General features: G+C 72.7%; 15 protein-coding genes. 11 read left to right on the forward strand and 4 right to left on the reverse strand.

Going from position 1 to position 21,579, the window contains the following annotated elements; translation table 11 throughout:
* Positions 1-57 precede the first annotated feature (57 nt).
* Entirely contained in the window at positions 58-2,886 is a 2,829-nt protein-coding gene (locus ACFWI4_RS25395; protein WP_387200286.1) for a lysylphosphatidylglycerol synthase domain-containing protein, read from the reverse strand.
* Positions 2,887-3,071: 185 nt separating this feature from the next.
* Here ACFWI4_RS25395 and ACFWI4_RS25400 point away from each other — a divergent pair, with 185 nt between their 5' ends.
* From ACFWI4_RS25400 to nudC, 5 genes are all read left to right on the forward strand, one after another.
* The gene (locus ACFWI4_RS25400; protein WP_387200289.1) at positions 3,072-3,437 is read left to right on the forward strand and encodes an MGMT family protein; all 366 of its coding nucleotides are present in this window, start codon (positions 3,072-3,074) and stop codon (positions 3,435-3,437) included.
* Positions 3,438-3,700: 263 nt separating this feature from the next.
* Positions 3,701-7,261 carry a UvrD-helicase domain-containing protein gene (locus ACFWI4_RS25405; RefSeq protein WP_387200292.1) on the forward strand — a complete coding sequence of 1,187 codons (3,561 nt, stop codon included), beginning with the start codon at positions 3,701-3,703 and terminating at the stop codon, positions 7,259-7,261.
* Positions 7,262-7,431: 170 nt separating this feature from the next.
* Positions 7,432-11,067 carry a UvrD-helicase domain-containing protein gene (locus tag ACFWI4_RS25410; protein WP_387200295.1) on the forward strand — a complete coding sequence of 1,212 codons (3,636 nt, stop codon included), beginning with the start codon at positions 7,432-7,434 and terminating at the stop codon, positions 11,065-11,067.
* A gap of 10 nt (positions 11,068-11,077) precedes the next feature.
* Positions 11,078-12,490, forward strand: coding sequence for a dipeptidase (locus ACFWI4_RS25415; protein ID WP_387200298.1), 1,413 nt, complete (start codon positions 11,078-11,080; stop codon positions 12,488-12,490).
* 95 nt (positions 12,491-12,585) lie between these two features.
* Positions 12,586-13,530, forward strand: coding sequence for an NAD(+) diphosphatase (nudC, locus tag ACFWI4_RS25420; RefSeq protein ID WP_387200301.1), 945 nt, complete (start codon positions 12,586-12,588; stop codon positions 13,528-13,530).
* Between the two features lie 69 nt (positions 13,531-13,599).
* Here nudC and ACFWI4_RS25425 read toward each other — a convergent pair whose 3' ends face one another.
* Positions 13,600-13,854: a mycoredoxin gene (locus tag ACFWI4_RS25425; protein WP_387200304.1), complete on the reverse strand. Its 255-nt coding sequence runs from the start codon at positions 13,852-13,854 to the stop codon at positions 13,600-13,602.
* 332 nt (positions 13,855-14,186) lie between these two features.
* Between ACFWI4_RS25425 and ACFWI4_RS25430 the strand changes: the two genes are divergently transcribed.
* From ACFWI4_RS25430 to ACFWI4_RS25450, 5 genes are all read left to right on the forward strand, one after another.
* A complete protein-coding gene (locus tag ACFWI4_RS25430; RefSeq protein WP_387200307.1) occupies positions 14,187-16,382 on the forward strand; it encodes an ATP-dependent DNA helicase UvrD2 in 2,196 nt (731 codons plus the stop codon).
* Positions 16,383-16,547: 165 nt separating this feature from the next.
* Positions 16,548-16,874 (forward strand): hypothetical protein, encoded by a 327-nt coding sequence (locus tag ACFWI4_RS25435; RefSeq protein ID WP_387200310.1) that lies wholly within the window; start codon positions 16,548-16,550, stop codon positions 16,872-16,874.
* Positions 16,875-17,049: 175 nt separating this feature from the next.
* Positions 17,050-17,418, forward strand: a complete 369-nt coding sequence (locus tag ACFWI4_RS25440) for a WhiB family transcriptional regulator (protein WP_028802016.1) — start codon at positions 17,050-17,052, stop codon at positions 17,416-17,418.
* Positions 17,415-17,738, forward strand: coding sequence for a hypothetical protein (locus ACFWI4_RS25445; RefSeq protein ID WP_387200314.1), 324 nt, complete (start codon positions 17,415-17,417; stop codon positions 17,736-17,738). The genes ACFWI4_RS25440 and ACFWI4_RS25445 overlap by 4 nt, the downstream gene beginning before the upstream one ends.
* A gap of 139 nt (positions 17,739-17,877) precedes the next feature.
* Positions 17,878-18,102, forward strand: a complete 225-nt coding sequence (locus ACFWI4_RS25450) for a hypothetical protein (RefSeq protein ID WP_387200317.1) — start codon at positions 17,878-17,880, stop codon at positions 18,100-18,102.
* A gap of 48 nt (positions 18,103-18,150) precedes the next feature.
* On the opposite strand, the gene ACFWI4_RS25455 is transcribed toward ACFWI4_RS25450, so the two are convergent.
* A complete protein-coding gene (locus ACFWI4_RS25455) occupies positions 18,151-19,542 on the reverse strand; it encodes an ABC1 kinase family protein (protein ID WP_387200320.1) in 1,392 nt (463 codons plus the stop codon).
* A complete protein-coding gene (locus tag ACFWI4_RS25460) occupies positions 19,535-20,725 on the reverse strand; it encodes a TOMM precursor leader peptide-binding protein (protein ID WP_387200323.1) in 1,191 nt (396 codons plus the stop codon). The genes ACFWI4_RS25455 and ACFWI4_RS25460 overlap by 8 nt, the downstream gene beginning before the upstream one ends.
* 218 nt (positions 20,726-20,943) lie before the next feature.
* On the opposite strand from ACFWI4_RS25460, the gene ACFWI4_RS25465 reads away from it, so the two are divergent.
* The gene (locus ACFWI4_RS25465; protein ID WP_387200326.1) at positions 20,944-21,540 is read left to right on the forward strand and encodes a M48 family metallopeptidase; all 597 of its coding nucleotides are present in this window, start codon (positions 20,944-20,946) and stop codon (positions 21,538-21,540) included.
* Positions 21,541-21,579: the final 39 nt, after the last annotated feature.

Below are 21,579 nucleotides of genomic sequence, written 5' to 3' on the forward strand. Positions count from 1 at the left end.
TCCGTACGCCGCCGGGGCGCACAGGCGCAACGACGTACGGGCGGTCCGGCGCGGAACCTAGAGCGCGCCCTTGCGGGTGAGGTGGTTGAAGAACAGCCAGCCGGGCAGCACCGGGATCCACAAGGTCAGCAGCCGGTACAGGAGCACGGCGGGTGCCGCGACCTCCTTGGGCAGACCGACGGCGATCAGGCCGACCGTGAGGGTGGCCTCGACCGCGCCGACACCGCCCGGGGTCGGCGCCGCGGAGCCCAGCGCGTTGCCGGCGAGGAAGACGACGGCGACGCTCGCGAGGCTGAGCGTGGTCGTCTCCTCGTGGCCGAACGCGCGGATCGACGCGTCCAGGCACATCACGAAGCAGGCCGTCAGCAGCAGCATGCCGCCGATCCCGGTGACGAGCTTCTGCGGCCGCTGGAGCACGTCCAGCATGCGCGGTACGACGCCCGCGAACAGCGACCTCACGCGCGTGGAGACGAACTTGCGCAGCAGCGGCACCGACGTCACCACGAGGATGAACACCGCGACCGTCAGCAGACCCGCGATGACCGTCCGGGACGGCGACAGGGACGGCGTCTTCTCCGTGCCGGTCATGTAGCCGAAGGACAGCAGCATCAGGATGTGGCAGCCGAGCCCGAACAGCTGCGAGGCGCCGACACTGGCCACCGCGAGCCCGGGGCGCACCCCGGCGCGCTGGAGGAAGCGGGTGTTGAGGGCGACCCCGCCGACCGCGGCGGGAGCCACGATCTTCACGAACGAACCGGCGACCTGGGCCGCCGCGGTCCGCAGGAACGGCACCCGCTCGGGCACGAAGCCGAGCAGGCTCATCGCCGCGGCGAAGTAGCTCAGGGCCGAGAACAGCGCGGCCGCCGCGACCCAGCCCCATTCGGCGTTGTCGAACAGGGTCCCGAACTCGATGTGGGTGAGCTGCGTGAGCAGGAAGTACGCGCCGATCGCCCCGGCGATGAAACTGATCAGCGTGCGGGGCTTGATCCGCTCCAGGCGGGCCGGTTCCACGGGCGCCTGCGGTCTGATCAGCAGGACCTGGTGGCGGATCTGGGTGAGCAGATCCTCCTCGCGCGCCTCGTCCAGGGCCTCGTCGATCGCCCGCTTCTCGGCGCGCTGCTCGGCGCGCACGGCCTTCTTCCCGGCCTTCTCGTTCACGGGCTCGGCCGCGTCCCCGCCTTCCTCGGCCGCTGCCGCGGCGCGGGCGAGCTTGGCCTGCCGCGAGACCTCCAGGACCGCCTCGCGTTCGCGCTGGGCGCGCTCCCGGCCGAGCCGGCGCAGCGTCGCGCGCGTGGAGCGGGTGAGGGCGATCGGCTGGAGCATGGGCAGACAGTCGGCGACGGCGTCCGGGCCGAGCACGCCGACCGCCGAGGCCACGGCCCGTTCCGCGCCGACGCGCAGCCCGAGGGTGGTCACCAGCTGGGCGACGTCCATGCGCAGCAGCAGATCGCCGGCCGCGATCTCGCCGCCGCGCAGATCCGTGAGGATCACCGTGCCGGAACGATCCACCAGAATCGCGTCGCCGGCGAGCCTGCGGTGGGCGATGCGCCGGGACTGAAGGGCCTGCACCTGGTGCCAGGTGTCGCGCAGCAGCTCGTCGGTGATCAGCTCGTCGGGCAGGGAGTCCAGGGTGTGCGCGCCGGTGTGCTCGTAGACGAGCATCACGGCGTCGGGGCCCAGCTCGGAGGTGGCGATCAGCTTGGGTGCGTTGGCCCCGGCCGCGATGGCCGCGTAGGCGAGGAGGGCCTCCTGCTCCAGGGCCTGGCGCAGGGACTGGAGGCTGCGGCGCGTGGTGATCCCGCGCAACGTCAGCCGCCGCCAGGCGCGGTAGAAGAAGCCCTGCGCCTGCTGCTCGCGGTCGACGACCGTGACGTCCAGGGGCGGGCCGTCCTCCAGGGTGACGAAGTAGCGCCGTCCGCGGTCGCCGCTCTCCGTGGTCTCCGGGGTCTCCTCGCGGGCCGCGCTGACCGGGTGGAAGCCGACGTGCCGGAGGCCCGCCATGAGCGTCCGTCCGGTCGGCCGTACGTTCGGCGAACCGACGGCGTACAGCGTTCCGTAGGCGACGGTCCAGCCGATCAGCACGGTCAGGATGATCGAGAACGGGGTGGTGTAGCCGGTCACCAGCATGGAGAAGGCGTCGAGGAGCAGGACGACCCACAGGACTCCGCGCCAGCGCGGTCTGCGGGACATGCCGACGGCCGTCATGTAGGCGATGACCGGTGCGAGATAGCCGTGCACCGGGTCGGTGAGGGCGTGGATGTCGCCCGGCGAGGGCTGGGTGAGCGCCTCCTGGATGGAGCCGGGGGCGCCCTTGGCGACCCACAGGTCGGTGGCGAGTGTCACTCCGTGGGCGAGGACGGCGGCGAGGACGCCGTCGGCGATCCGCAGTCCGTCCCGTTTGATCAGCCGCTCGATGGCGAAGGCGACCGGCACCAGGAGGATCGCGATGCTGGACGCCAGCCCGGCGATCTTGATCAGCAGATCGGGTGCCTGTCCGGTGCCCTTGTTGATGTCCTGTTCGAGGCCCGAGGTGGTGCCGTGCGCGAACGCGGCGATGCCGAGCAGGACGACGATCGCGAGAACGCCGACCAGGAGCCGCATCAGGTCGGAAGGGCGGTGCACGCGCGCGGGAAGCAACGGTTCGTCGCCCTCGACCTCGTCCGCGTGGACCTCTTCCTCCTCCTCGCAGGCGGTGCCGCGCTCGGCCCGCCGCTTCTCGTCCGAGAGGGGCGGGGAGAGGGGGTCCCGCTTCTTGAGGGAGACGGCGTCCCGGGTCTCAGGAGCGGTGGGCTCCTCGGCCTTCTCGTCGACGCCGTCGGTGTCCGGGCGTGACGAGGCGGCGGAGGTGCCCTCCGCGTCTTCGGGGTGCACGCCCTGCTGCCTCATCGTCTCTTCTTGATCTCGTATCACCAGTCACCGCCCGCACGATGGTGGCATGCCCGACCGACACACGGGGGCATCAGGGTGCAAATGAGGGGCGCGCAATCTGCTACAAGCGTCACTCCGGGGGAAGGAATATGCACAGCCGCCGCGGGGTCACGTTGTCGGTGGGGTGCGGCAGGATGGGGCGGATGAGCGAGGAGAGCCTTCCGGCGGACGCGCTGCCGGAGTACGCGGAGCGGGTCCTCGACGTCGCCGAGCTGATCCCGCCCGGCCGCGTCATGACGTACGGAGACATCGCCGAATGGCTGGAGGAGGGCGGGCCGCGGCAGGTGGGCAGGGTGCTGGCCCTGTACGGCGGAGCGGTTCCGTGGTGGCGCGTCATGCGCTCCGACGGCACGCTGCTGCCCGGCCACGAGCTGGACGCGCTGGCCCACTACCGCGCCGAGGGGACGCCTCTGAAGGAGGCGAGCCGGGCCTCGGCGGGCCATCTGCCACGCGTCGACATGAGACGGGCCCGATGGGACGGCGGTGAACGCGCGGAAGGTCACACCTGACAGCTTCCGCCATTGACGGGGCCGAAGGGGACACTGAGGCCCGTACGAGGGAAACGAGGCACATCCGTGACATGCCGTACGTTCGTACGTCACGGGACGCATGGGATGTACGGGGCGCACGGGACGTGAGGGAAGAATCGGAAGCCCTCCTTCCGGGAACCGCACCGGCGTAGCGTCTTCGGACACGTCTCCCTCACCCCGCGGCCACCGCCCTCCCCACGGCGGTCCGCCCACCAGTACGAGCACCAGGACCGGCGAACCACGTGAGCTCCACTTCCTCCACCAGGCCCCTGACGCACCCCTCCGTGCGCCAGGGTGGCCGCGGTGCGTACCGGCTGGTGCGCACCGCGCCGGCCAAGGTGGATCCCCCTCGTCTCGACGTCGGACAGCGCGCGGTCGTCGGCCACGGCAGCGGACCGCTCCTCGTGCTCGCGGGTCCCGGCACGGGCAAGACGACCACCCTCGTCGAGTCCGTGACCGCCCGGATCGAACGCGGCGGCGACCCCGAGCGGATCCTGGTCCTCACCTTCAGCCGCAAGGCGGCCGTCGAGCTCCGCGACCGCATGGCGCTGCGCATAGGGGCCGCGCGTGCGCCCCGGGCCACCACGTTCCACTCCTTCTGCTACGCCCTGATCCGCGCCCACCAGGACAGCGACCTCTTCGGGGAGCCCCTGCGGCTGCTGTCCGGCCCGGAGCAGGACGTGGCCGTGCGCGAGCTGCTCGCCGGCCAGCCCGACCTGGAGCGGCTGGGCCTCGCCCATGTGCGCTGGCCGGACGAACTGCGCGCCTGCCTGACCACGCGCGGCTTCGCGGACGAGGTCCGCGCGGTCCTCGCCCGCAGCCGGGAACTCGGCCTCGGGCCCGACGCCCTGGAGGCCTTCGCCCGGCGCATCGGCCGCCCGGACTGGGGCGCGGCGGCCGCCTTCCTCGCCGAGTACCTCGACGTCCTCGACATGCAGGGAGTCCTCGACTACGCGGAACTGGTCCACCGCGCGGTGCTCCTCATGCGCCGCCCCGAGGTCGCCGAGCGGCTCGCGGCCCAGTACGACGCCGTCTACGTGGACGAGTACCAGGACACCGACCCCGCCCAGGTGCGGCTGCTGCGCGGCCTCGCCGGCGGCGGGCGCACCCTGGTCGCCTTCGGTGACCCCGACCAGTCGATCTACGCCTTCCGCGGCGCCGACGTGAACGGCATCCTGGACTTTCCCGACGCCTTCCCGCGCGTGGACGGCCGCCCGGCCCCGGTCGAGGTCCTCGGCACGTCACGCCGCTCGGGCGCCGGGCTGCTGGAGGCGACCCGCCGGCTCACCCAGCGGATGCCGCTGACCCGGCTGCCCGCGCAGAAGGTGCGCGCCCACCGTGAGCTGACCGCGGTCCGGGACGGCGGGCAGGTCGAGGTCTACACGTACCCGACGTCCGGCACGGAGCTCGACAACATCGCGGACATCCTGCGCCGCGCCCATCTGGAGGACGGTGTCCCCTGGGGGGAGATGGCCGTCCTCGTCCGCGCCGGTTCCCGCACGATCCCGACGATCCGGCGGGCACTCACCTCGGCGGGCGTGCCGCTCGACATCGACGGCGACGACCTGCCCCTGCGGCACGAGCCCGCGGTCGCGCCCCTGCTCACGGCACTGCGGGCGGTGGCCCGCGCGGAGTCGGAACCGCGTGCGGGCGGGGCGTCCGTCGGGGGCGGGACGACCACCGCCGCCGAGAAGTCCACCGCCGCCGAGAGGCCCGCTGCCGAGAAGCCCGCCGCCGCCGGGACGGCCACGGACCCCGGGACCCTTCCCGACGCCGATCCGGGTGCGGGGGGCGGTGCGGATGCCGACACCGATCCGGGTGCGGATACCGATGCTGATCCGCAGGTGGAGGCGGGTGCCGGCTCGCGTGCCGACGTCGGTCCGGGCAGCGGTGGACCGCTGGAGGGCACCGATGGTGTCCGCGTCGCGTCCTGGCTCGACACCGAGACCGCGCTCACCCTCCTCGCCTCGCCGCTCGCGAGCATGGACGCCGCCGACCTGCGGCGCCTCGGCCGTGCCCTGCGCGAGGAGGAGCGCGCCGGCGGAAACCTCGTACCGCCGCCGTCCGACGTCCTGCTCGCCCGCGCGCTGGCCGAGCCGGAGCGGCTCGTCGCGCACGATCCCGCCTACGCCCGGGGAGCCCAGCGGCTCGGCGCGCTGCTGCGCAAGGCGCGTGAGCGTCTCGCGGGCGGCGGGACGGCCGAGGAGGCCCTCTGGGACCTGTGGGACGGCACGCCCTGGCCCCAGCGTCTGGAGCGGGCCGCCCGGCGCGGCGGCGCGGCCGGACGCAACGCCGACCGCGACCTCGACGCCGTGTGCGCGCTGTTCGCGACCGCCGAACGCGCTGAGCAGCGCACCGGAGGCCGAGGCGCCCTGAACTTCCTGGAGGAGATCGACGCCGAGGACATCGCGGCCGACACGCTCACCCGCAGGGCCGTGCGCCCCGAGGCCGTACGCCTGATGACCGCGCACCGCTCCAAGGGCCTGGAGTGGCGCCTCGTCGTCGTCGCGGGCGTCCAGGAGGGCCTGTGGCCGGACCTGCGCCGCCGCGGCTCCCTGCTGGAGGCCGACCGCATCGGGCGCGACGGACTCGCCGAACCCCTCACGCCCGGCGCACTCCTCTCCGAGGAACGCCGGCTGTTCTACGTGGCCGCCACGCGCGCGCGTGAACGGCTCGTCGTGACGGCGGTCAAGGCACCGGCCGACGACGGCGACCAGCCCTCCCGCTTCCTCACCGAACTCGGCGTCGAGCCCAAGGACGTCACCGGCCGCCCGCGCCGCCCCCTGGCCGTGGCCCCGCTGGTCGCAGAACTGCGCGCCACCACCGTCGACCCGCGTGTCTCGGAGACCCTCAGGCAGGCGGCGGCCCGCCGCCTCGCCCGGCTCGCCGCGCTCGCCGACGAGGACGGCCGCCCGCTCGTCCCCTCCGCGCACCCCTACCGCTGGTGGGGCATGTACGAGCCGACCGAGAGCAAGGTCCCGCTGCGCGACCGCGACCAGCCCGTCGTGCTCTCCGGCAGCGCCCTCGACCAGCTCGCCAACACCTGTGCCCTCCAGTGGTTCCTCGGGCGCGAGGTGAAGGCCGACGCGCCCGCGACCGCCGCCCAGGGCTTCGGCAACGTGGTGCACGTGCTCGCCGACGAGGTCGCGTCCGGGCGTACCCCCGCGGACCTCGACGTCCTCATGGAGCGCCTCGACTCCGTGTGGAACGCGCTCGCCTTCGACGCGCCCTGGAAGTCCGCCCAGGAGAAGGAACACGCGCGCGTGGCGCTCGAACGCTTCCTGAAGTGGCACGTCATGGACCGCACCGGCCGTACCCCCGTGGCCAGCGAGCACGACTTCGACGTGACCCTGGAGGCGGGCTCCTACGAGGTGCGCATCCGCGGCTCCATGGACCGGGTCGAGGCGGACACCGAGGGCCGTGCCTACGTGGTCGACTTCAAGACCGGCAAGCAGGCGCCGAGCGCCGCCGAGGTGACCCGCCACCCGCAGCTCGCCGTCTACCAGCTCGCCGTCGGCGAGGGCGCGGTCGACGACGTCTTCGGCGGCGCGCGCCCCGAGGCGGGCGGTGCCGAACTCGTCCAGCTCCGCCAGGGGGCCGCCAAGAAGGACGGCGGCGAGACCGTTCCCAAGGTGCAGGCACAGGAGCCGCTGGAGGGCGAGTGGGTCGGCGACCTGCTCGCGAACGCCGCCGGGAAGGTCCTCGACGAACGGTTCTCGCCGACCACGGGACAGCACTGCACGCACTGTTCCTTCCAGGCGTCGTGCAGCGCCCGGCCGGAGGGCCGGCAGGTCGTCGAGTGACGGTCCCGGACCGGGCCCAGGACCTCGTGCGCAGCACAGGCCCCGTACCGGCCCACGGAGACAGGTCGTGGACGAGTGACGCATAGCACCACATGTGCTGACCTGCGGTTCTTTCGTCCCGAACGGCGATGTGGCCACCGCTGTCAGTGGACGCCGCTAGCCTCTGCCACATGCCCGCCCGTATCACCGACCCCGAACAGCTCAAAGAGCTCCTCGGCATCCCGTTCACCCCGGAACAGATGGCCTGCATCACCGCGGAGCCCGCGCCGCAGGTGATCGTGGCCGGGGCCGGTTCGGGCAAGACCACGGTGATGGCGGCCCGCGTCCTCTGGCTGGTCGGCAGCGGGCAGGTGACCCCGGAGCAGGTGCTCGGTCTGACGTTCACCAACAAGGCGGCCGGCGAACTCGCCGAGCGGGTCCGCAAGGCGCTCGTCAAGGCGGGAATCACCGACCCGGACGTCATCGACCCCGACAACCCGCCCGGCGAGCCGGTCATCTCCACGTACCACGCCTTCGCGGGCCGGCTGCTGACCGACCACGGACTGCGCATCGGGCTCGAACCGACGTCCCGGCTCCTCGCCGACGCCACCCGCTACCAGCTCGCCGCGCGCGTGCTGCGTGAGGCGCCGGGCCCGTACCCGGCCCTGACCCGCTCCTTCCCCGACCTGGTGGGCGACCTCCTGACGCTCGACTCCGAGCTCGCCGAGCACCTCGTGGCCGCCGAGGACCTGCGCGCCCACGACGCCGAGCTGCTGCGCACCCTGGAAGGTGCCAGGCTCACCAACGCGGACCTGCGCAAGGTCCCCGAGGCCGCCGCCGCCCGCCGGGAGCTCGCCGAGCTCGTGGGCCGCTACCGCGCCGCCAAACGGGAACGCGACCTCCTCGACTTCGGCGACCAGATCGCCCTCTCGGCCACCCTGGCCGGCACCCGCCCCGAGGTCGGGGAGATCCTGCGGGACGAGTTCCGGGTGGTCCTGCTCGACGAGTACCAGGACACGTCGGTGGCCCAGCGGGTCCTGCTCGCCGGACTCTTCGGCGGCGGCACCGGCCACCCCGTGACCGCGGTAGGCGACCCCTGCCAGGCCATCTACGGCTGGCGCGGCGCCTCCGTGGCCAACCTCGACGACTTCCCCGAACACTTCGCCCGCCCCGACGGCCGTCCCGCGACCCGCCAGTCGCTCAGCGAGAACCGCCGCAGCGGCGGCCGCCTCCTCGACCTCGCCAACGGTCTCGCGGAACCGCTGCGCGCCATGCACGCGGGCGTGGAGGCCCTGCGGCCCGCCCCGGGGGCCGAGCGGGACGGCCTGGTGCGCTGCGCGCTGCTGCGCACCCACGCCGAGGAGATCGGCTGGCTCGCCGACTCGATCGCCCATCTCGTGCGCACCGGGACGGCACCCGCGGAGATCGCCGTCCTGTGCCGCACCGCCACCGACTTCGCCGAGATCCAGGGCGCGCTCGTCGCCCGTGACGTCCCCGTCGAGGTGGTGGGCCTGTCCGGCCTGCTGCACCTGCCCGAGGTGGCCGACCTCGTGGCCGTCTGCGAGGTCCTCCAGGACCCGGGGGCGAACGCCTCCCTCGTCCGGCTCCTGACCGGCCCGCGTTGGCGCATCGGCCCGCGCGATCTCGCGCTCCTGGGGCGCCGCGCCCGGCTGCTCGTCTCCCACGCGCGCGGGGGAGACGACGACGATCCGGACCGCAGGCTCGCCGCCGCCGTCGAGGGGGTCGACCCGGCCGAGGTGATATCGCTCGCCGACGCTCTCGACACGTTCCTGGAGACGCCCGTCGGGGCCGGGGACGACGACGGGCTGCCCTTCTCGCCGGACGCGCGCGTGCGCTTCGCGCGGCTCGCCGCCGAACTGCGCGACCTGCGCCGCTCGCTCGCCGACCCGCTGATGGACGTCCTGCACCGGGTGCTCGCCGTCACCGGCCTGGAGGTCGAGCTCTCCGCGTCCCCGCACGCCCTGGCAGCCCGCCGCCGCGAGACGCTGTCCAACTTCCTGGACGTCGCCGCGTCCTTCGCGTCCGGCGACGGCGAGGCGAGCCTGCTGGCCTTCCTCGGGTTCCTGCGCACCGCCGCGCAGTACGAGAAGGGCCTGGACAACGCCCTGCCCGGCGGCGAGAACACCGTCAAGGTGCTCACCGCGCACAAGTCCAAGGGCCTGGAGTGGGACGTCGTGGCCGTCCCCGGTCTCGTCGCCGGCACCTTCCCCAGCGGCCAGGGCCGGGAGAAGTGGACCGCCCAGGGCAAGGTCCTGCCGCACCGGCTGCGCGGCGACGCCGACACGCTGCCCGACGTCGAGAGCTGGGACGCCAAGGGCATCAAGGCGTTCCAGGAGGCCATGAAGGCGCACCAGCACACCGAGGAACTGCGCCTCGGCTATGTGACGTTCACCCGCCCCCGTTCCCTCCTGCTCGGCTCCGGCCACTGGTGGGGGCCCTCCCAGAAGCGCACGCGCGGCCCCTCGGACTTCCTGCACGCCCTTCACGACCACTGCGTGGCCGGACACGGCGAGATCGAGGTGTGGGCGGACGAACCGGCCGAGGACGAGGGGAACCCGGCGCTGCGCGAGGCGGCGGCCGACCACGCCTGGCCGCTCCCGCTCGACGACGCGGCCCTCGCCCGGCGCCGCGCGGCGGCCGAGACGGTGCTCGCCCACCTGGAGAAGGTCGCGTCCCACGACGAGGCCCACCCGGGCGCCGACCCGCACCCGCGCGCGGCCGCCCACGACCCCGGCTCGTACGACGACCCGGACTGGCCGCCCCCGCCCGAGGACGACGTCCCGCCCCACGACGAATACGACGACCACGACGAGTACGGCGACTACGGCGATGCCGGCCTCCCCGAGGACCCGTTCTCCGAGCAAACGTTCTCCGAGGACCCGTACGACGGCCCCGCGGAGAGCGCCCCGCCCGCGGACGACGACCCGGACTGGGACTCCTGGACGACACGGCGGCCGGGAGACGGCCCCGACGCCCGCGGGAACGGCCGTCCGACCGTGCCGCACCAGGCCCAGGCCCCCTCGGCCCGCCCGCACCCCCGGGAGGCCGGGAGCGAGCGCCTCACGCCCGAGGAGGCCCGCACCCTCGCCTCCTGGGACCGCGACCTGGACGCGCTGACCGGGGAACTCCTGCGCGCCCGGGAGACCGTCACTCACGTCCCCCTGCCGGCCTCGCTCACCGCCTCGCAGCTGCTGCGCATGGCCGCCGACCCGGACGGCTTCGCGCAGGAACTCGCGCGCCCCATGCCGCGCCCCCCGCGGCCCGCCGCGCGCCGGGGCACGCGCTTCCACGCCTGGGTGGAGTCCCGCTTCGAGGAACTGCGGCTGCCGATGCTCGACCCCGACGACCTGCCCGGCAGCGAGACGGAGATCGCCGACGAGCACGACCTGCAGACCCTGAAGGACGCCTTCGAACGCAGTCCCTACGCGCAGCGCACCCCGTACCGCGTCGAGGTGCCCTTCCAGCTCTCGATCGCCGGCCGCGTCGTCCGCGGCCGGATCGACGCCGTCTACCGGAACGGCGAGGGCGAGGGCACGACGTACGAGATCGTGGACTGGAAGACGGGCCACGCCCGCACGGCCGATCCGCTCCAGCTCGCGCTGTACCGCCTGGGCTGGGCCGAGCGCCAGGGAGTGCCCCTGGAATCCGTCACGGCCGCGTTCCTCCACGTCCGCGACGGCGAGATCGTACGACCGGACGGACTCCCGGACCGTGCGACGCTGGAGCGGCTGCTCACCGAGGAAGCGGGCGCACCCGGCGGGCTCCCCGGAGAACCACCGGACGAACACGCCCCTGTGGGCGGATAGGCTCAGGAACATGAGCAAGCCCGTTGACAACGCCGTCAGCACCGTCCGTACGTACATCGAGACCCACCGCGCCGCCTTCCTCGACGACCTCGGGCAGTGGCTGCGCATCCCCTCGGTCTCGGCTCAGCCCGAACACGCCGCGGACGTGGCACGCAGCGCCGACTGGCTCGCCGCCAAACTCCGGGAGACCGGCTTCCCCACCTGCGAGGTCTGGCCGACCGCGGGCGCCCCCGCCGTGTTCGCCGAGTGGCCCTCCGAGGACCCGGAAGCACCCACCGTCCTCGTCTACGGACACCACGACGTGCAGCCGGCCGCCCGCGAGGACGGCTGGTCCACCGACCCCTTCGAACCGGTGATCCGGGGCAACCGCCTCCACGCGCGCGGGGCCGCGGACGACAAGGGCCAGGTGTTCTTCCACACACTCGGCGTCCGCGCCCACCTCGCCGCCACCGGGCGCACCACCCCCGCCGTGCACCTCAAGCTGCTGATCGAGGGCGAGGAGGAGTCCGGCTCCCCGCACTTCCGCGAGCTCGTCGAGAAGCACGCGGGCCGGCTCGCCGCCGACGCCGTGATCGTCTCCGACACCGGCATGTGGTCGGAGGACACCCCCACGGTCTGCACGGGCATGCGGGGCCTCGCCGAGTGCGAGATCGTCCTCCACGGACCCGAGCAGGACATCCACTCGGGATCGTTCGGCGGCGCCGTGCCCAACCCGGCCACCGCGGTCGCCCGCCTGGTCGCGGCCCTGCACGACGAGCACGCGCGCGTGGCCGTACCCGGCTTCTACGACGGCGTCACCGACCTCAGCGACCGCGAGCGCGAGCTCTTCGCGGAGCTCCCCTTCGACGAGGAGCGGTGGCTGCGCACCGCCAGGTCGACGGCCGCCCACGGAGAGGCCGGACACACCACCCTGGAGCGCGTCTGGGCCCGCCCGACCGCCGAGGTCAACGGCATCGGCGGCGGCTACCAGGGCCCCGGCAGCAAGACGATCATCCCGTCCTCGGCCATGGTGAAGCTCTCCTTCCGGCTCGTCGCCGGGCAGGACCCCGACCACGTCGAGAAGGCCGTACGCGCCTGGGCCACCGAGCAGGTGCCCGCCGGCATCCGGCACGAGATCACGTTCGCCCCGGCGACCCGCCCGTGTCTGACGCCCCTTGACCACCCCGCCCTCCAGTCCGTCGTACGCGCCATGGGCCGGGCCTTCGAGCAGCCGGTCCGCTACACCCGCGAGGGCGGCTCGGGACCGGCGGCCGACCTCCAGGAGGTCCTCGGTGCCCCGGTGCTCTTCCTGGGCATCTCCGTTCCCTCCGACGGCTGGCACGCCCCCGACGAGAAGGTCGAACTCGACCTCCTCATGAAGGGCGTCGAGACGACCGCCCACCTGTGGGGCGACCTGGCCGAGAACTGGCGCGGGACACCCTGAACAAGCCGCCTCGCAGCCCCAAGAGCGCACCGCACGACCGTCCTGCTGGACCGCCCGCCGAAATAACCTTTCCACCGGGGGAGTTGGAAGCATCCGTGACCACCTGGACCGACCACAGCGCCGACCGTCCCATCTCGCTGACCGCTCCGAGCGGCATCGACCGGGCCGCTCATCACCGTCTCGACGAGGCCTGGCTCGCGGCGGCCTGGAGCCACCCCACGACCCGTGTCTTCGTGGTCTCCGGCGGTCAGGTGCTCATCGACGAGACGGCCGACGGCACCACCGAACTGCTGATGACGCCGTCCTTCGAGGCGCCGCTCACCGAGGCGCACCGCTACTTCCTGGGCACGGACGACGACGGGGTGAGCTACTTCGCGCTCCAGAAGGACACGCTTCCCGGCCGTATCGACCAGTCCGCCCGCCCGGCGGGCCTGCGCGAGGCCGGTCTGCTGCTGTCCCCCCGTGACGCGGGCCTGATGGTCCACGCGGTCGCGCTGGAGAACTGGCAGCGGCTGCACCGCTTCTGCTCCCGCTGCGGCGAGCGCACCGTCATCGCCGCGGCCGGTCACATCCGCCGCTGCCCGGCGTGCGGAGCCGAGCACTACCCGCGCACCGACCCGGCCGTGATCATGGCCGTCACGGACGACCACGACCGCATCCTGCTCGGCCGGCAGGTGCACTGGCCCGAAGGCCGCTTCTCCACCCTCGCGGGCTTCGTCGAGCCCGGCGAGTCCATCGAGCAGTCGGTGCGCCGCGAGGTCTTCGAGGAGGTCGGCGTCACCGTAGGCGAGGTCGAGTACGTCGCCAGCCAGCCCTGGCCGTTCCCCTCCAGCCTCATGCTGGGATTCCGGGCGCGCGCCACCTCTTCGGAGATCGACGTCGACGGCGAGGAGATCCACGAGGCCCGCTGGTTCTCCCGGGACGACCTGACGGCCGCCTTCGAGTCCGGCGAGGTCATGCCTCCCTACGGGATCTCGATCGCCGCCCGCCTGATCGAGCTCTGGTACGGCAAGCCCCTGCCGACCCGGAACGCCCCCTGAGCGTGCCCCGGACATGACGATGCCCCTCCGGCGAACTCGCCGGAGGGGCATTGCCGTGCGCGCGGGAGGTCAGGCCGTGAGGGCCTGCTTCACCTGGGCGAGACTCGGGTTCGTCATGACGACCTCGGTGCCACCGGCCGCGACGACCAGGACCGTGGGAACGGTCTGGTTGCCGCCGTTCGCCTTCTCGACGAACGCCGCGGACTGCGGGTCCTGCTCGATGTTGATCTCGTTGTACGCGATGCCCTCACGGTCCATCTGGCTCTTGAGCCGACGGCAGTAGCCGCACCACGTGGTGCTGTACATCGTCACAGTGCCCTGCATGTCTCATGCGCTCCTTCACGGCTGGCGGGTGGCTGGTCGCTGCAAGTGGAACGCAGGTGACCCGGCCGCCATTCCCATGGGGGGTATCCGGGCCGCCCGCCGGCACGTGATTCCCGCCGCATCCACGGCGCACTCCAGGTGAGGACAGCCTCAGCCGCGGCGGGGGAGGGCCCGCGGCACCGTGGCCTGGCCGAAAGGCGACCCCCGGACACGCGACGGAGACGCCACTCACCGACGCGACGGAGGTGACGCTCGCCGCATTCGTACGATCGCAGCGGTCTCCCTGTGGACAACCGGCTCACCCGTCTCCGCCGACCTGGCAGCATGGCTGTGTGACAGCAGCAACGCACTCCACCCTCTTCCCGCAGGTTCCGGACACGGCCGACGCGGTGCTCGACGGGCTCGACCCCGAGCAGCGCGCGGTCGCCACCGCCCTGCACGGTCCGGTGTGCGTGCTGGCGGGAGCCGGCACGGGCAAGACCCGGGCGATCACCCACCGCATCGCCTACGGGGTGCGCGCCGGGATCCTCCAGCCCTCCAGCGTGCTCGCGGTCACCTTCACCAACCGTGCCGCCGGGGAGATGCGCGGACGGCTGCGCCAGCTCGGCGCCGGAGGTGTCCAGGCCCGCACCTTCCACTCCGCGGCGCTGCGCCAGCTCCAGTACTTCTGGCCGAAAGCCGTCGGTGGCTCCCTGCCCCGGCTGGTGGACCGCAAGATCCAGCTCGTCGCGGACGCGGCCGCCGCGTGCCGCATCCGCCTCGACCGAGGAGAGCTGCGGGACGTCACCGGCGAGATCGAGTGGTGCAAGGTCACCCAGACCATCCCCGCCGACTACGCCGCTGCCGCCGCCCGCGCCGGCCGCGAAGCCCCCCGGGACCCGGCCGAGACCGCCAAGATCTACGCGGCGTACGAGGACCTCAAGCGCGACCGGGCGGTCATCGACTTCGAGGACGTCCTGCTGCTCACGGTCGCCGTCCTCCAGGACCGGCACGACATCGCCGAGCAGGTCCGCTCCCAGTACCAGCACTTCGTCGTCGACGAGTACCAGGACGTCAGCCCGCTCCAGCAGCGCCTGCTGGAACTGTGGCTCGGGGAGCGGGACAACCTCTGTGTGGTGGGCGACGCCAGCCAGACGATCTACTCGTTCACCGGCGCGACCCCGGACCACCTTCTCGACTTCCGCACCCGCCACCCCGGTGCCACCGTCGTCAAGCTCGTCCGCGACTACCGCTCCTCGCCCCAGGTCGTCCACCTCGCCAACGGCCTGCTCTCCCAGGCCCGCGGCCGGGCCGCCGAGCACCGCCTCGAACTGATCTCCCAGAAGCCCCCGGGCACCGAACCCGTCTACGCCGAGTACACCGACGAGCCCGCCGAGGCCGAGGGTGCCGCCCGCCGCATCCGCGACCTCATCGCCTCGGGCGTCCCCGCCGGCGAGATCGCGATCCTGTTCCGCACGAACTCCCAGTCCGAGACCTACGAGCAGGCACTCGCCGACGCCGGTGTGCCCTACCAGCTGCGCGGCGCCGAGCGGTTCTTCGACCGCCCCGAGGTGCGCAAGGCCGGCGCCGCCCTGCGCGCGGCGGCCCGCTTCGGCGGCAACGACTCGCTCCTCGACGACGTCGTCGACCTGCCCTCGCAGGTCCGCGCGGTCCTCTCGGGCGAGGGCTGGACCGGCAACCCGCCGGCCGGCTCCGGAGCGGTCAGAGAACGCTGGGAGTCGCTGGCCGCCCTGGTGAACCTCGCGCAGGACTTCGCGATCGCCAAGCCCGGCGCGACACTCGGCGACCTGGTGGCCGAGCTCGACGAACGCGCGAGCGCCCAGCACGCCCCGACCGTGCAGGGTGTCACCCTCGCCTCGCTGCACTCCGCCAAGGGACTGGAGTGGGACGCCGTCTTCCTGGTGGGGGTCGCCGAGGGAATGATGCCGATCACCTACGCAAAGACCGAGGAACAGATCGAGGAGGAACGCCGCCTCCTCTACGTCGGTGTCACCCGCGCAAGAGAGCAGCTGTTCGTCTCCTGGGCGCTCGCCCGCTCGCCCGGAGGCCGCGCGGGCCGGCGCCCCAGCCGGTTCCTCGACGGACTGCGCCCCGGCTCCGTCGCCACGGCCGCTGCGGGTTCCGGGGCCCGCGCCGGAGGCATCGAGCGCGGCACCGGAAGGACCGGCGTCACCGCCGTACGGCGCACGAGCCGCAGTCCCGCCCGCTGCCGGGTCTGCGGCCGCACGCTCACCGACGCCGGCGAGATGAAACTGATGCGCTGCGACGGCTGCCCCTCCGACATGGACGAGGGTCTGTACGAGCGGCTGCGCGAGTGGCGCGCGGTGCAGGCGGAACGCAGCGGGCAGCCCGCGTTCTGCGTCTTCACCGACAGAACGCTGATGGCGATCGCGGAGACCGCGCCGGACGACGAGGGCGAGCTCGCCCGGATCCCCGGGGTCGGTGTCCGCAAACTCAACCGCTTCGGAGCCGAAGTTCTGGCCATCTGCGCAGGTCGGGAGCTTGACGAGGACGACGGGGCCAACTGATTCAAACTCGTCGGGAAAATAGTTTGCGCATGCCCGGGCAAGCCCCATAGGTTCTTAACCACGGCAGCAGCGGCCTTCTCGAAGGCCCTGGTTCCGTGCTGTACTTAAATATCCGTCGGACCGGCTCGCACCGGTCCCCCAAGACGCCGAGAGGAGGCGATTCCAGTGATCAGCATCAACACCCGCTTCAGCACCACCGTGAAAATGACCGATCGCTCGGTCGTCGTCTCCACGTGCCCGCTCGGCGTCTCGAACCTGGGCACCGGTCTGTCCGGCATTACCGCCGTCCGGCCGGCGTCCTCCCTGTCTCTCACGGGCCTTCCCGTCCGTGAGCGCAATGAGCGACCGATCCAGGCACTGGAAACGGCAGTAGTGGCTGAAGCACATGCCTATGCCTTTGCGGCAGCCGGTGCCGGATCCCTGAAGCAGACGCAGCAGCACCACACGATGTGGGCCTTCCGTGGGCCTGAACCCTGGAGTGATCCAGCCTGATCCACCATCAGGCCGGCGCCTTCAGGGCCGCGGAACCCCACCCGGGATCCGCGGCCCTTCTGTTTGTCCCCGACCGGGGACGGCAGAGCGAAGGGGCCTCGGGACAAGAAAAGACCCGGTACCAGCCGCCAACCGGCCGACCCAGGCCGGCACGACCAGACGAGGAAGACGAACCGTGCAACTCGAAGCGCACGCCCCGTCCGTACCGCCTTCCGAAACGATCCCCCCGCCCGGCCTCACGGAGGACTCCACCTTGATCCCGCTCACTGCGCTCACCGCGCTCGACGACGCCATCGAGAACCTCGGCGTACCCGTCCCCTGCCGTTCCTACGACCCGGAGGTCTTCTTCGCCGAGTCGCCGGCCGATGTCGAGTACGCCAAGTCTCTCTGCCGCACCTGCCCGCTGATGGAGGCCTGCCTCGCCGGCGCCAAGGAGCGGCGTGAGCCCTGGGGCGTCTGGGGTGGCGAGCTCTTCGTCCAGGGTGTCGTCGTGGCCCGCAAGCGGCCGCGTGGCCGCCCGCGCAAGAACCCGGTCGCGGCATGAACATCCGAGGAACGATCGACCGCCCCCTGACGCACGACCCCAAGAAGCAGGCCCCGATGAAGCCGTCCACGAGCGAGCCCGCAGGCTCCGCGACCACAGACTTCTCCACCACCGGCGCGACCGACTCGCGTCAGAACAGGACCCGAGAGATGCAACTCATCCCAGAAGCCCTGGCTCGTGCGCATATGCACGAGCGACTGCACCAGGCCGAGCGGGAACGTCAGGCCGTGCGCCTGGCGACCGCTCGCCGCATGCAGCGCCGGGCCGAGCGCGCCTCGATGCGAGCCCGGCGCGCGCTGGCCATGGCGGTCATGCAGTAATCGGCGCACCCAGCCGTAGCAGCCGTTGCAGTCGCAGCAGTGACAGGAAGTGACCCTCGCGGGGGCCGGTCCGGACGGACCGGCCCCCGCGGTGCGTTGCGGCGCGCGAACCGCGGGACGCGGAGATATCGTCGCCAGGGTGACGAGTCTTCCCGAAGACAGTGACAGCGATGGCCCCGCACCCGGGTCCGACGCGGACGAGGCCGAGAAGATCGTGTGCGCCCGCTGCGGCACCACGGCCCCGGGCCCCCGGCCGACGTGGACCTGTTCCGTCGAGAACGGCGCCCGCCGCTACTTCTGCGACAACTGCGCCCGCGACAACCTCAGATCGATCGAGGGCCGCCTCGACTCGCCCTGGTGGTAGGCGGGTTGGGAGAGGCCACGGGCCTGCGGTCCTGTCCGTGACGCGGGCTCACGCCTCGGCGGCCGACACCTCTTCGTCCAACTCCCCGTCCTCCAACTCCCCGTCCTCCAGCTCCTCTTCCGGGACGAATCCCGGCAGCCACTCCTCCAGTTCGTCGCGCAGACGGACCGTCGCGCCGAGCTGGCACAGGACACCTATGGTGCTCAGGGTCACCCGGTGTATGAGGAGATACGAGGGCGGCAGGTTCAACTGCCTGCCCAACTGGTGGGCGGGGGAACGCGGATCGGCGATCCGGGCCGCCTGACTGCGCATCCAGTTCCGGGTGAAGGTGAACTCGTCCACCTCGGCCGGCTCGATGATCGGCAGCAGATAGTCCAGGACCGCGTCGGGTTCGAGGTCTATCGACTCCCTGACGAAGCCCTCCTCGCGGAGCAGTTCGTAGACCGACTCGGCGTCGCCGTCCAGCGTCATCCGCAGCGAGTCGCCGATCGGCTGGGGCAGACCGCCCGGCAGCCGGTCCACCGTGCCGAAGTCCAGGACGCCCAGCCGCCAGCCGCCCTTCTCGTCGGGCAGCAGACGGAAGTTGCCCGGATGCGGATCGGCGTGCAGCAGGCCCGTGCGGGCCGGGCCCGAGAAGAGGAAGCGGGCCAGCAACTGGCCGGCGCGGTCCCGCTGTTCCGGGGTGCCGTCGTTGATCACCTCGGACAGGGGCACCCCGTCCATCCACTCCGTCACCAGGACCTGCTCGCACTGGTGGACCACCGCGGGCACCAGCACGTCCGGATCGTCCGCGAACTCCTCGGCGTGCGCGGCCTGAGCCTGCGCCTCAAGGGCGTAGTCGAGCTCCTCGGAGACCCGGTCGCGCAGCTCCGTGATCAGCGGCTTGATGTCCATGCCGGGGATCAGGGGTCCCAGCAGGCGTGCGAAGCGGCTGAGTTGGGTCAGGTCGGACAGAAGGGCCTCGCCCGCGCCCGGATACTGCACCTTGACGGCGACCTCACGGCCGTCGTGCCACACCGCCCGGTGCACCTGGCCGATCGACGCCGCCGCCGACGGCTTGTCCTCGAACTCCACGAACAGCTCGGACCAGTCCGCCCCGAGCCGTTCCTCCAGCACGGAGTGGACCGTGCGCGTCGGCATGGGAGGCGCCGCGTCCTGGAGTTTCGTCAGAGCCGCGCGATAGGGACCGGCGATCTCCTCGGGCAGTGCCGACTCGAACACGGACAGTGCCTGCCCGAACTTCATCGCGCCGCCCTTCAGCTCCCCGAGGACCTTGAAGAGCTGCTCGGCGGTGCGCTGCTGGAGTTCCCGGCCCACGATCTCCGCCGACTTCCCGCCGATCCGCTTCCCGAGTCCCCAGGTCGCCCGCCCGGCGAAGCCCAGGGGCAGCGCGGCCAGTTTGGCAGTCCGGGTGACTGCCTTCCGGGGAAGATCAGACATGCGCCCTCCAGGTCCCAGCAAGCTGTGCCGCGTGCGGCTGTCGCCCTGCCATTGTCTCGTGTGCTTCGCCGTCCTCGGGGGTCCCCTCACCATTTGTTTTCCTCGCGGTGCCGCAGGAGCAGGCGGGATGCGCCCGCACCGGTGTCGCACGCCACACGCAGCCCGGCAGTGACGCCTCCCAGCGGGTCCCCGCGCCGACGGGCTGATCCCCGTCCAGGAAGGAGAGCGCGTGGCTCGCGGCCAGTCCGGCGACCGCCGCGGCCAGAGCGAGATCGCACGCGGCCACCTTGCGCTGCCGCCCGGACCGCCACTGCGCGACCAGCCGCGGCCAGGCCGGATCGACATCGGTGCGCCACTGGTCCAGACAGCCCGCGCAGCCGGTCTCGCCCGGCAGGACCAGCGGGCCCACGACTCCGGTCGCCTCCACGACCCCCGCGTACAGATGGGGTGTCCCCGAGGAGATCAGGCCCTCGGCCGACAGCGGGTCCGGCGCGTGGACGGCGAGACCGTCCCGGGGCGCGAGGACCACGAGGGACACTCCGCGCGTGTCTTCCCCCGCCCCTCTGCGGGCCGGTACCCGGGGCGGACGGTCCGGGGCGGCCCGGCGCACCGCACGCCGGGCCGCGTCCTCCCGGCGCTCGCCGATCGACTCGACGGCGAGCCCGCCCGGCGCCACGTCCCACGGCTCGACACGGCCGACGTCACGCACCTCGACCTCGCCCACACCCGCGCCGGCGAGCAGCGCGGCCAGCACGGCTCCCACCCGCCCGGCGCCCCGCACCTGCACGCGCAGGCGGCGCCGCGCCGCCAGCCGTCCGACCGCCCCGCCCGGCTCCCGGGCCACCAGCGAGAGGGAGGCGAGGTCCGGGCGCAGCCGGTCCATGACCTCCTTCCGCTTCCGCAGGGCGTCCGCGGCCGGGCCGCCTCCCGTGGTGTCGTCGACGAGACCGGACCCGGCAAGCCGGTCCACCAGTCCGTCGACATGGCCGTCGGGCAGTCCCATCTCCCGCCCCTGCTCGCGCAGCAGCGGCATCCCGCGTGTCCCGTCGAGCAGTTCGAGGAAGCTGCCCGTCGCCGTGTCCATCGGGCCCAGCACCATCGCGTGCGCGGGTGTCATCCCGAACTGCACGGTGTTGAGATCCCGCCAGCCGCGCCGCAGCGCCGGCTTCACGATCGGATGCATGACCTACCCCCGTAGACCTTCGGTACGTCCCCGTATGTCCGCGGTGCAATCCCGCAGCGCGGACCGGATGCCAGCATGCCCGTGCCCGCCGGACCCCGCCGGAAGTTGTCCACAGATGACACCGTTCGTCGTACGAATCGGACGGGCAGAGTGCGGATCGGCATCGAACCGTCCCGGGGGCGGGACTTCCCCCGTGTGCAGCAGGTAACGTCGGGGCCGTGCCCGCCGACCCACCGCACAGCGCCGCGACCTCCCAGCGCAGCACGACGAGCCCGCCGCCGAGCGGTTCGGGAGCGAGCGCGATCGAGGTCCGCAGGAGCGCCCGACGGCGCAGAACGGTCTCCGCGTACCGAGAGGGCGACCGCACCGTCGTGCTCATCCCCGCCCGGATGTCCGAGGCGGAGGAGAAGCGCTGGGTGACCGTCATGCTCGACAAACTGGCCGCCCAGGAGAGCCGGCGGGTGCTCGGCGACACCGAACTGGCCGAACGCGCCGAGCAGCTGTCGGACCACTACTTCGACGGCCGGGCGCGGCCCTCGTCGGTCCGCTGGGTCACCAACCAGAACACCCGCTGGGGCTCCTGCACCCCCGCCGAGGGCAGCATCCGCCTGTCGCACCGGTTGCAGGGAATGCCCGAGTACGTCGTGGACTACGTCCTGCTCCACGAGCTCGCCCATCTGCTCGTACCGGGTCACGGGCCCCGTTTCTGGCGGCTCCTGGAGGCCTACCCGCGTACCGAGCGCGCCCGCGGCTATCTCGAGGGAGTCGTCGCCGCGGACCGGCTGCCCCACCTTCCGGCGGCGCGCGACGAGTAGCGGCCGGCCCGTCCCGCCGGGGGTGTGATTGTGTACCGG

This window comes from Streptomyces sp. NPDC127038 (genome assembly GCF_042725875.1).
Classification (GTDB): domain Bacteria; phylum Actinomycetota; class Actinomycetes; order Streptomycetales; family Streptomycetaceae; genus Streptomyces.

Bases quoted from the DNA above. Each gene is read 5' to 3' on its own strand.
- ACFWI4_RS25395 (WP_387200286.1), bottom strand. From the start codon at position 2,886: ATGAGGCAGCAGGGCGTGCACCCCGAAGACGCGGAGGGCACCTCCGCC.
- ACFWI4_RS25400 (WP_387200289.1), top strand. From the start codon at position 3,072: ATGAGCGAGGAGAGCCTTCCGGCGGACGCGCTGCCGGAGTACGCGGAG.
- ACFWI4_RS25410 (WP_387200295.1), top strand. From the start codon at position 7,432: ATGCCCGCCCGTATCACCGACCCCGAACAGCTCAAAGAGCTCCTCGGC.
- ACFWI4_RS25415 (WP_387200298.1), top strand. From the start codon at position 11,078: ATGAGCAAGCCCGTTGACAACGCCGTCAGCACCGTCCGTACGTACATC.
- ACFWI4_RS25425 (WP_387200304.1), bottom strand. From the start codon at position 13,854: ATGCAGGGCACTGTGACGATGTACAGCACCACGTGGTGCGGCTACTGC.
- ACFWI4_RS25445 (WP_387200314.1), top strand. From the start codon at position 17,415: ATGAACATCCGAGGAACGATCGACCGCCCCCTGACGCACGACCCCAAG.
- ACFWI4_RS25455 (WP_387200320.1), bottom strand. From the start codon at position 19,542: ATGTCTGATCTTCCCCGGAAGGCAGTCACCCGGACTGCCAAACTGGCC.
- ACFWI4_RS25460 (WP_387200323.1), bottom strand. From the start codon at position 20,725: ATGCATCCGATCGTGAAGCCGGCGCTGCGGCGCGGCTGGCGGGATCTC.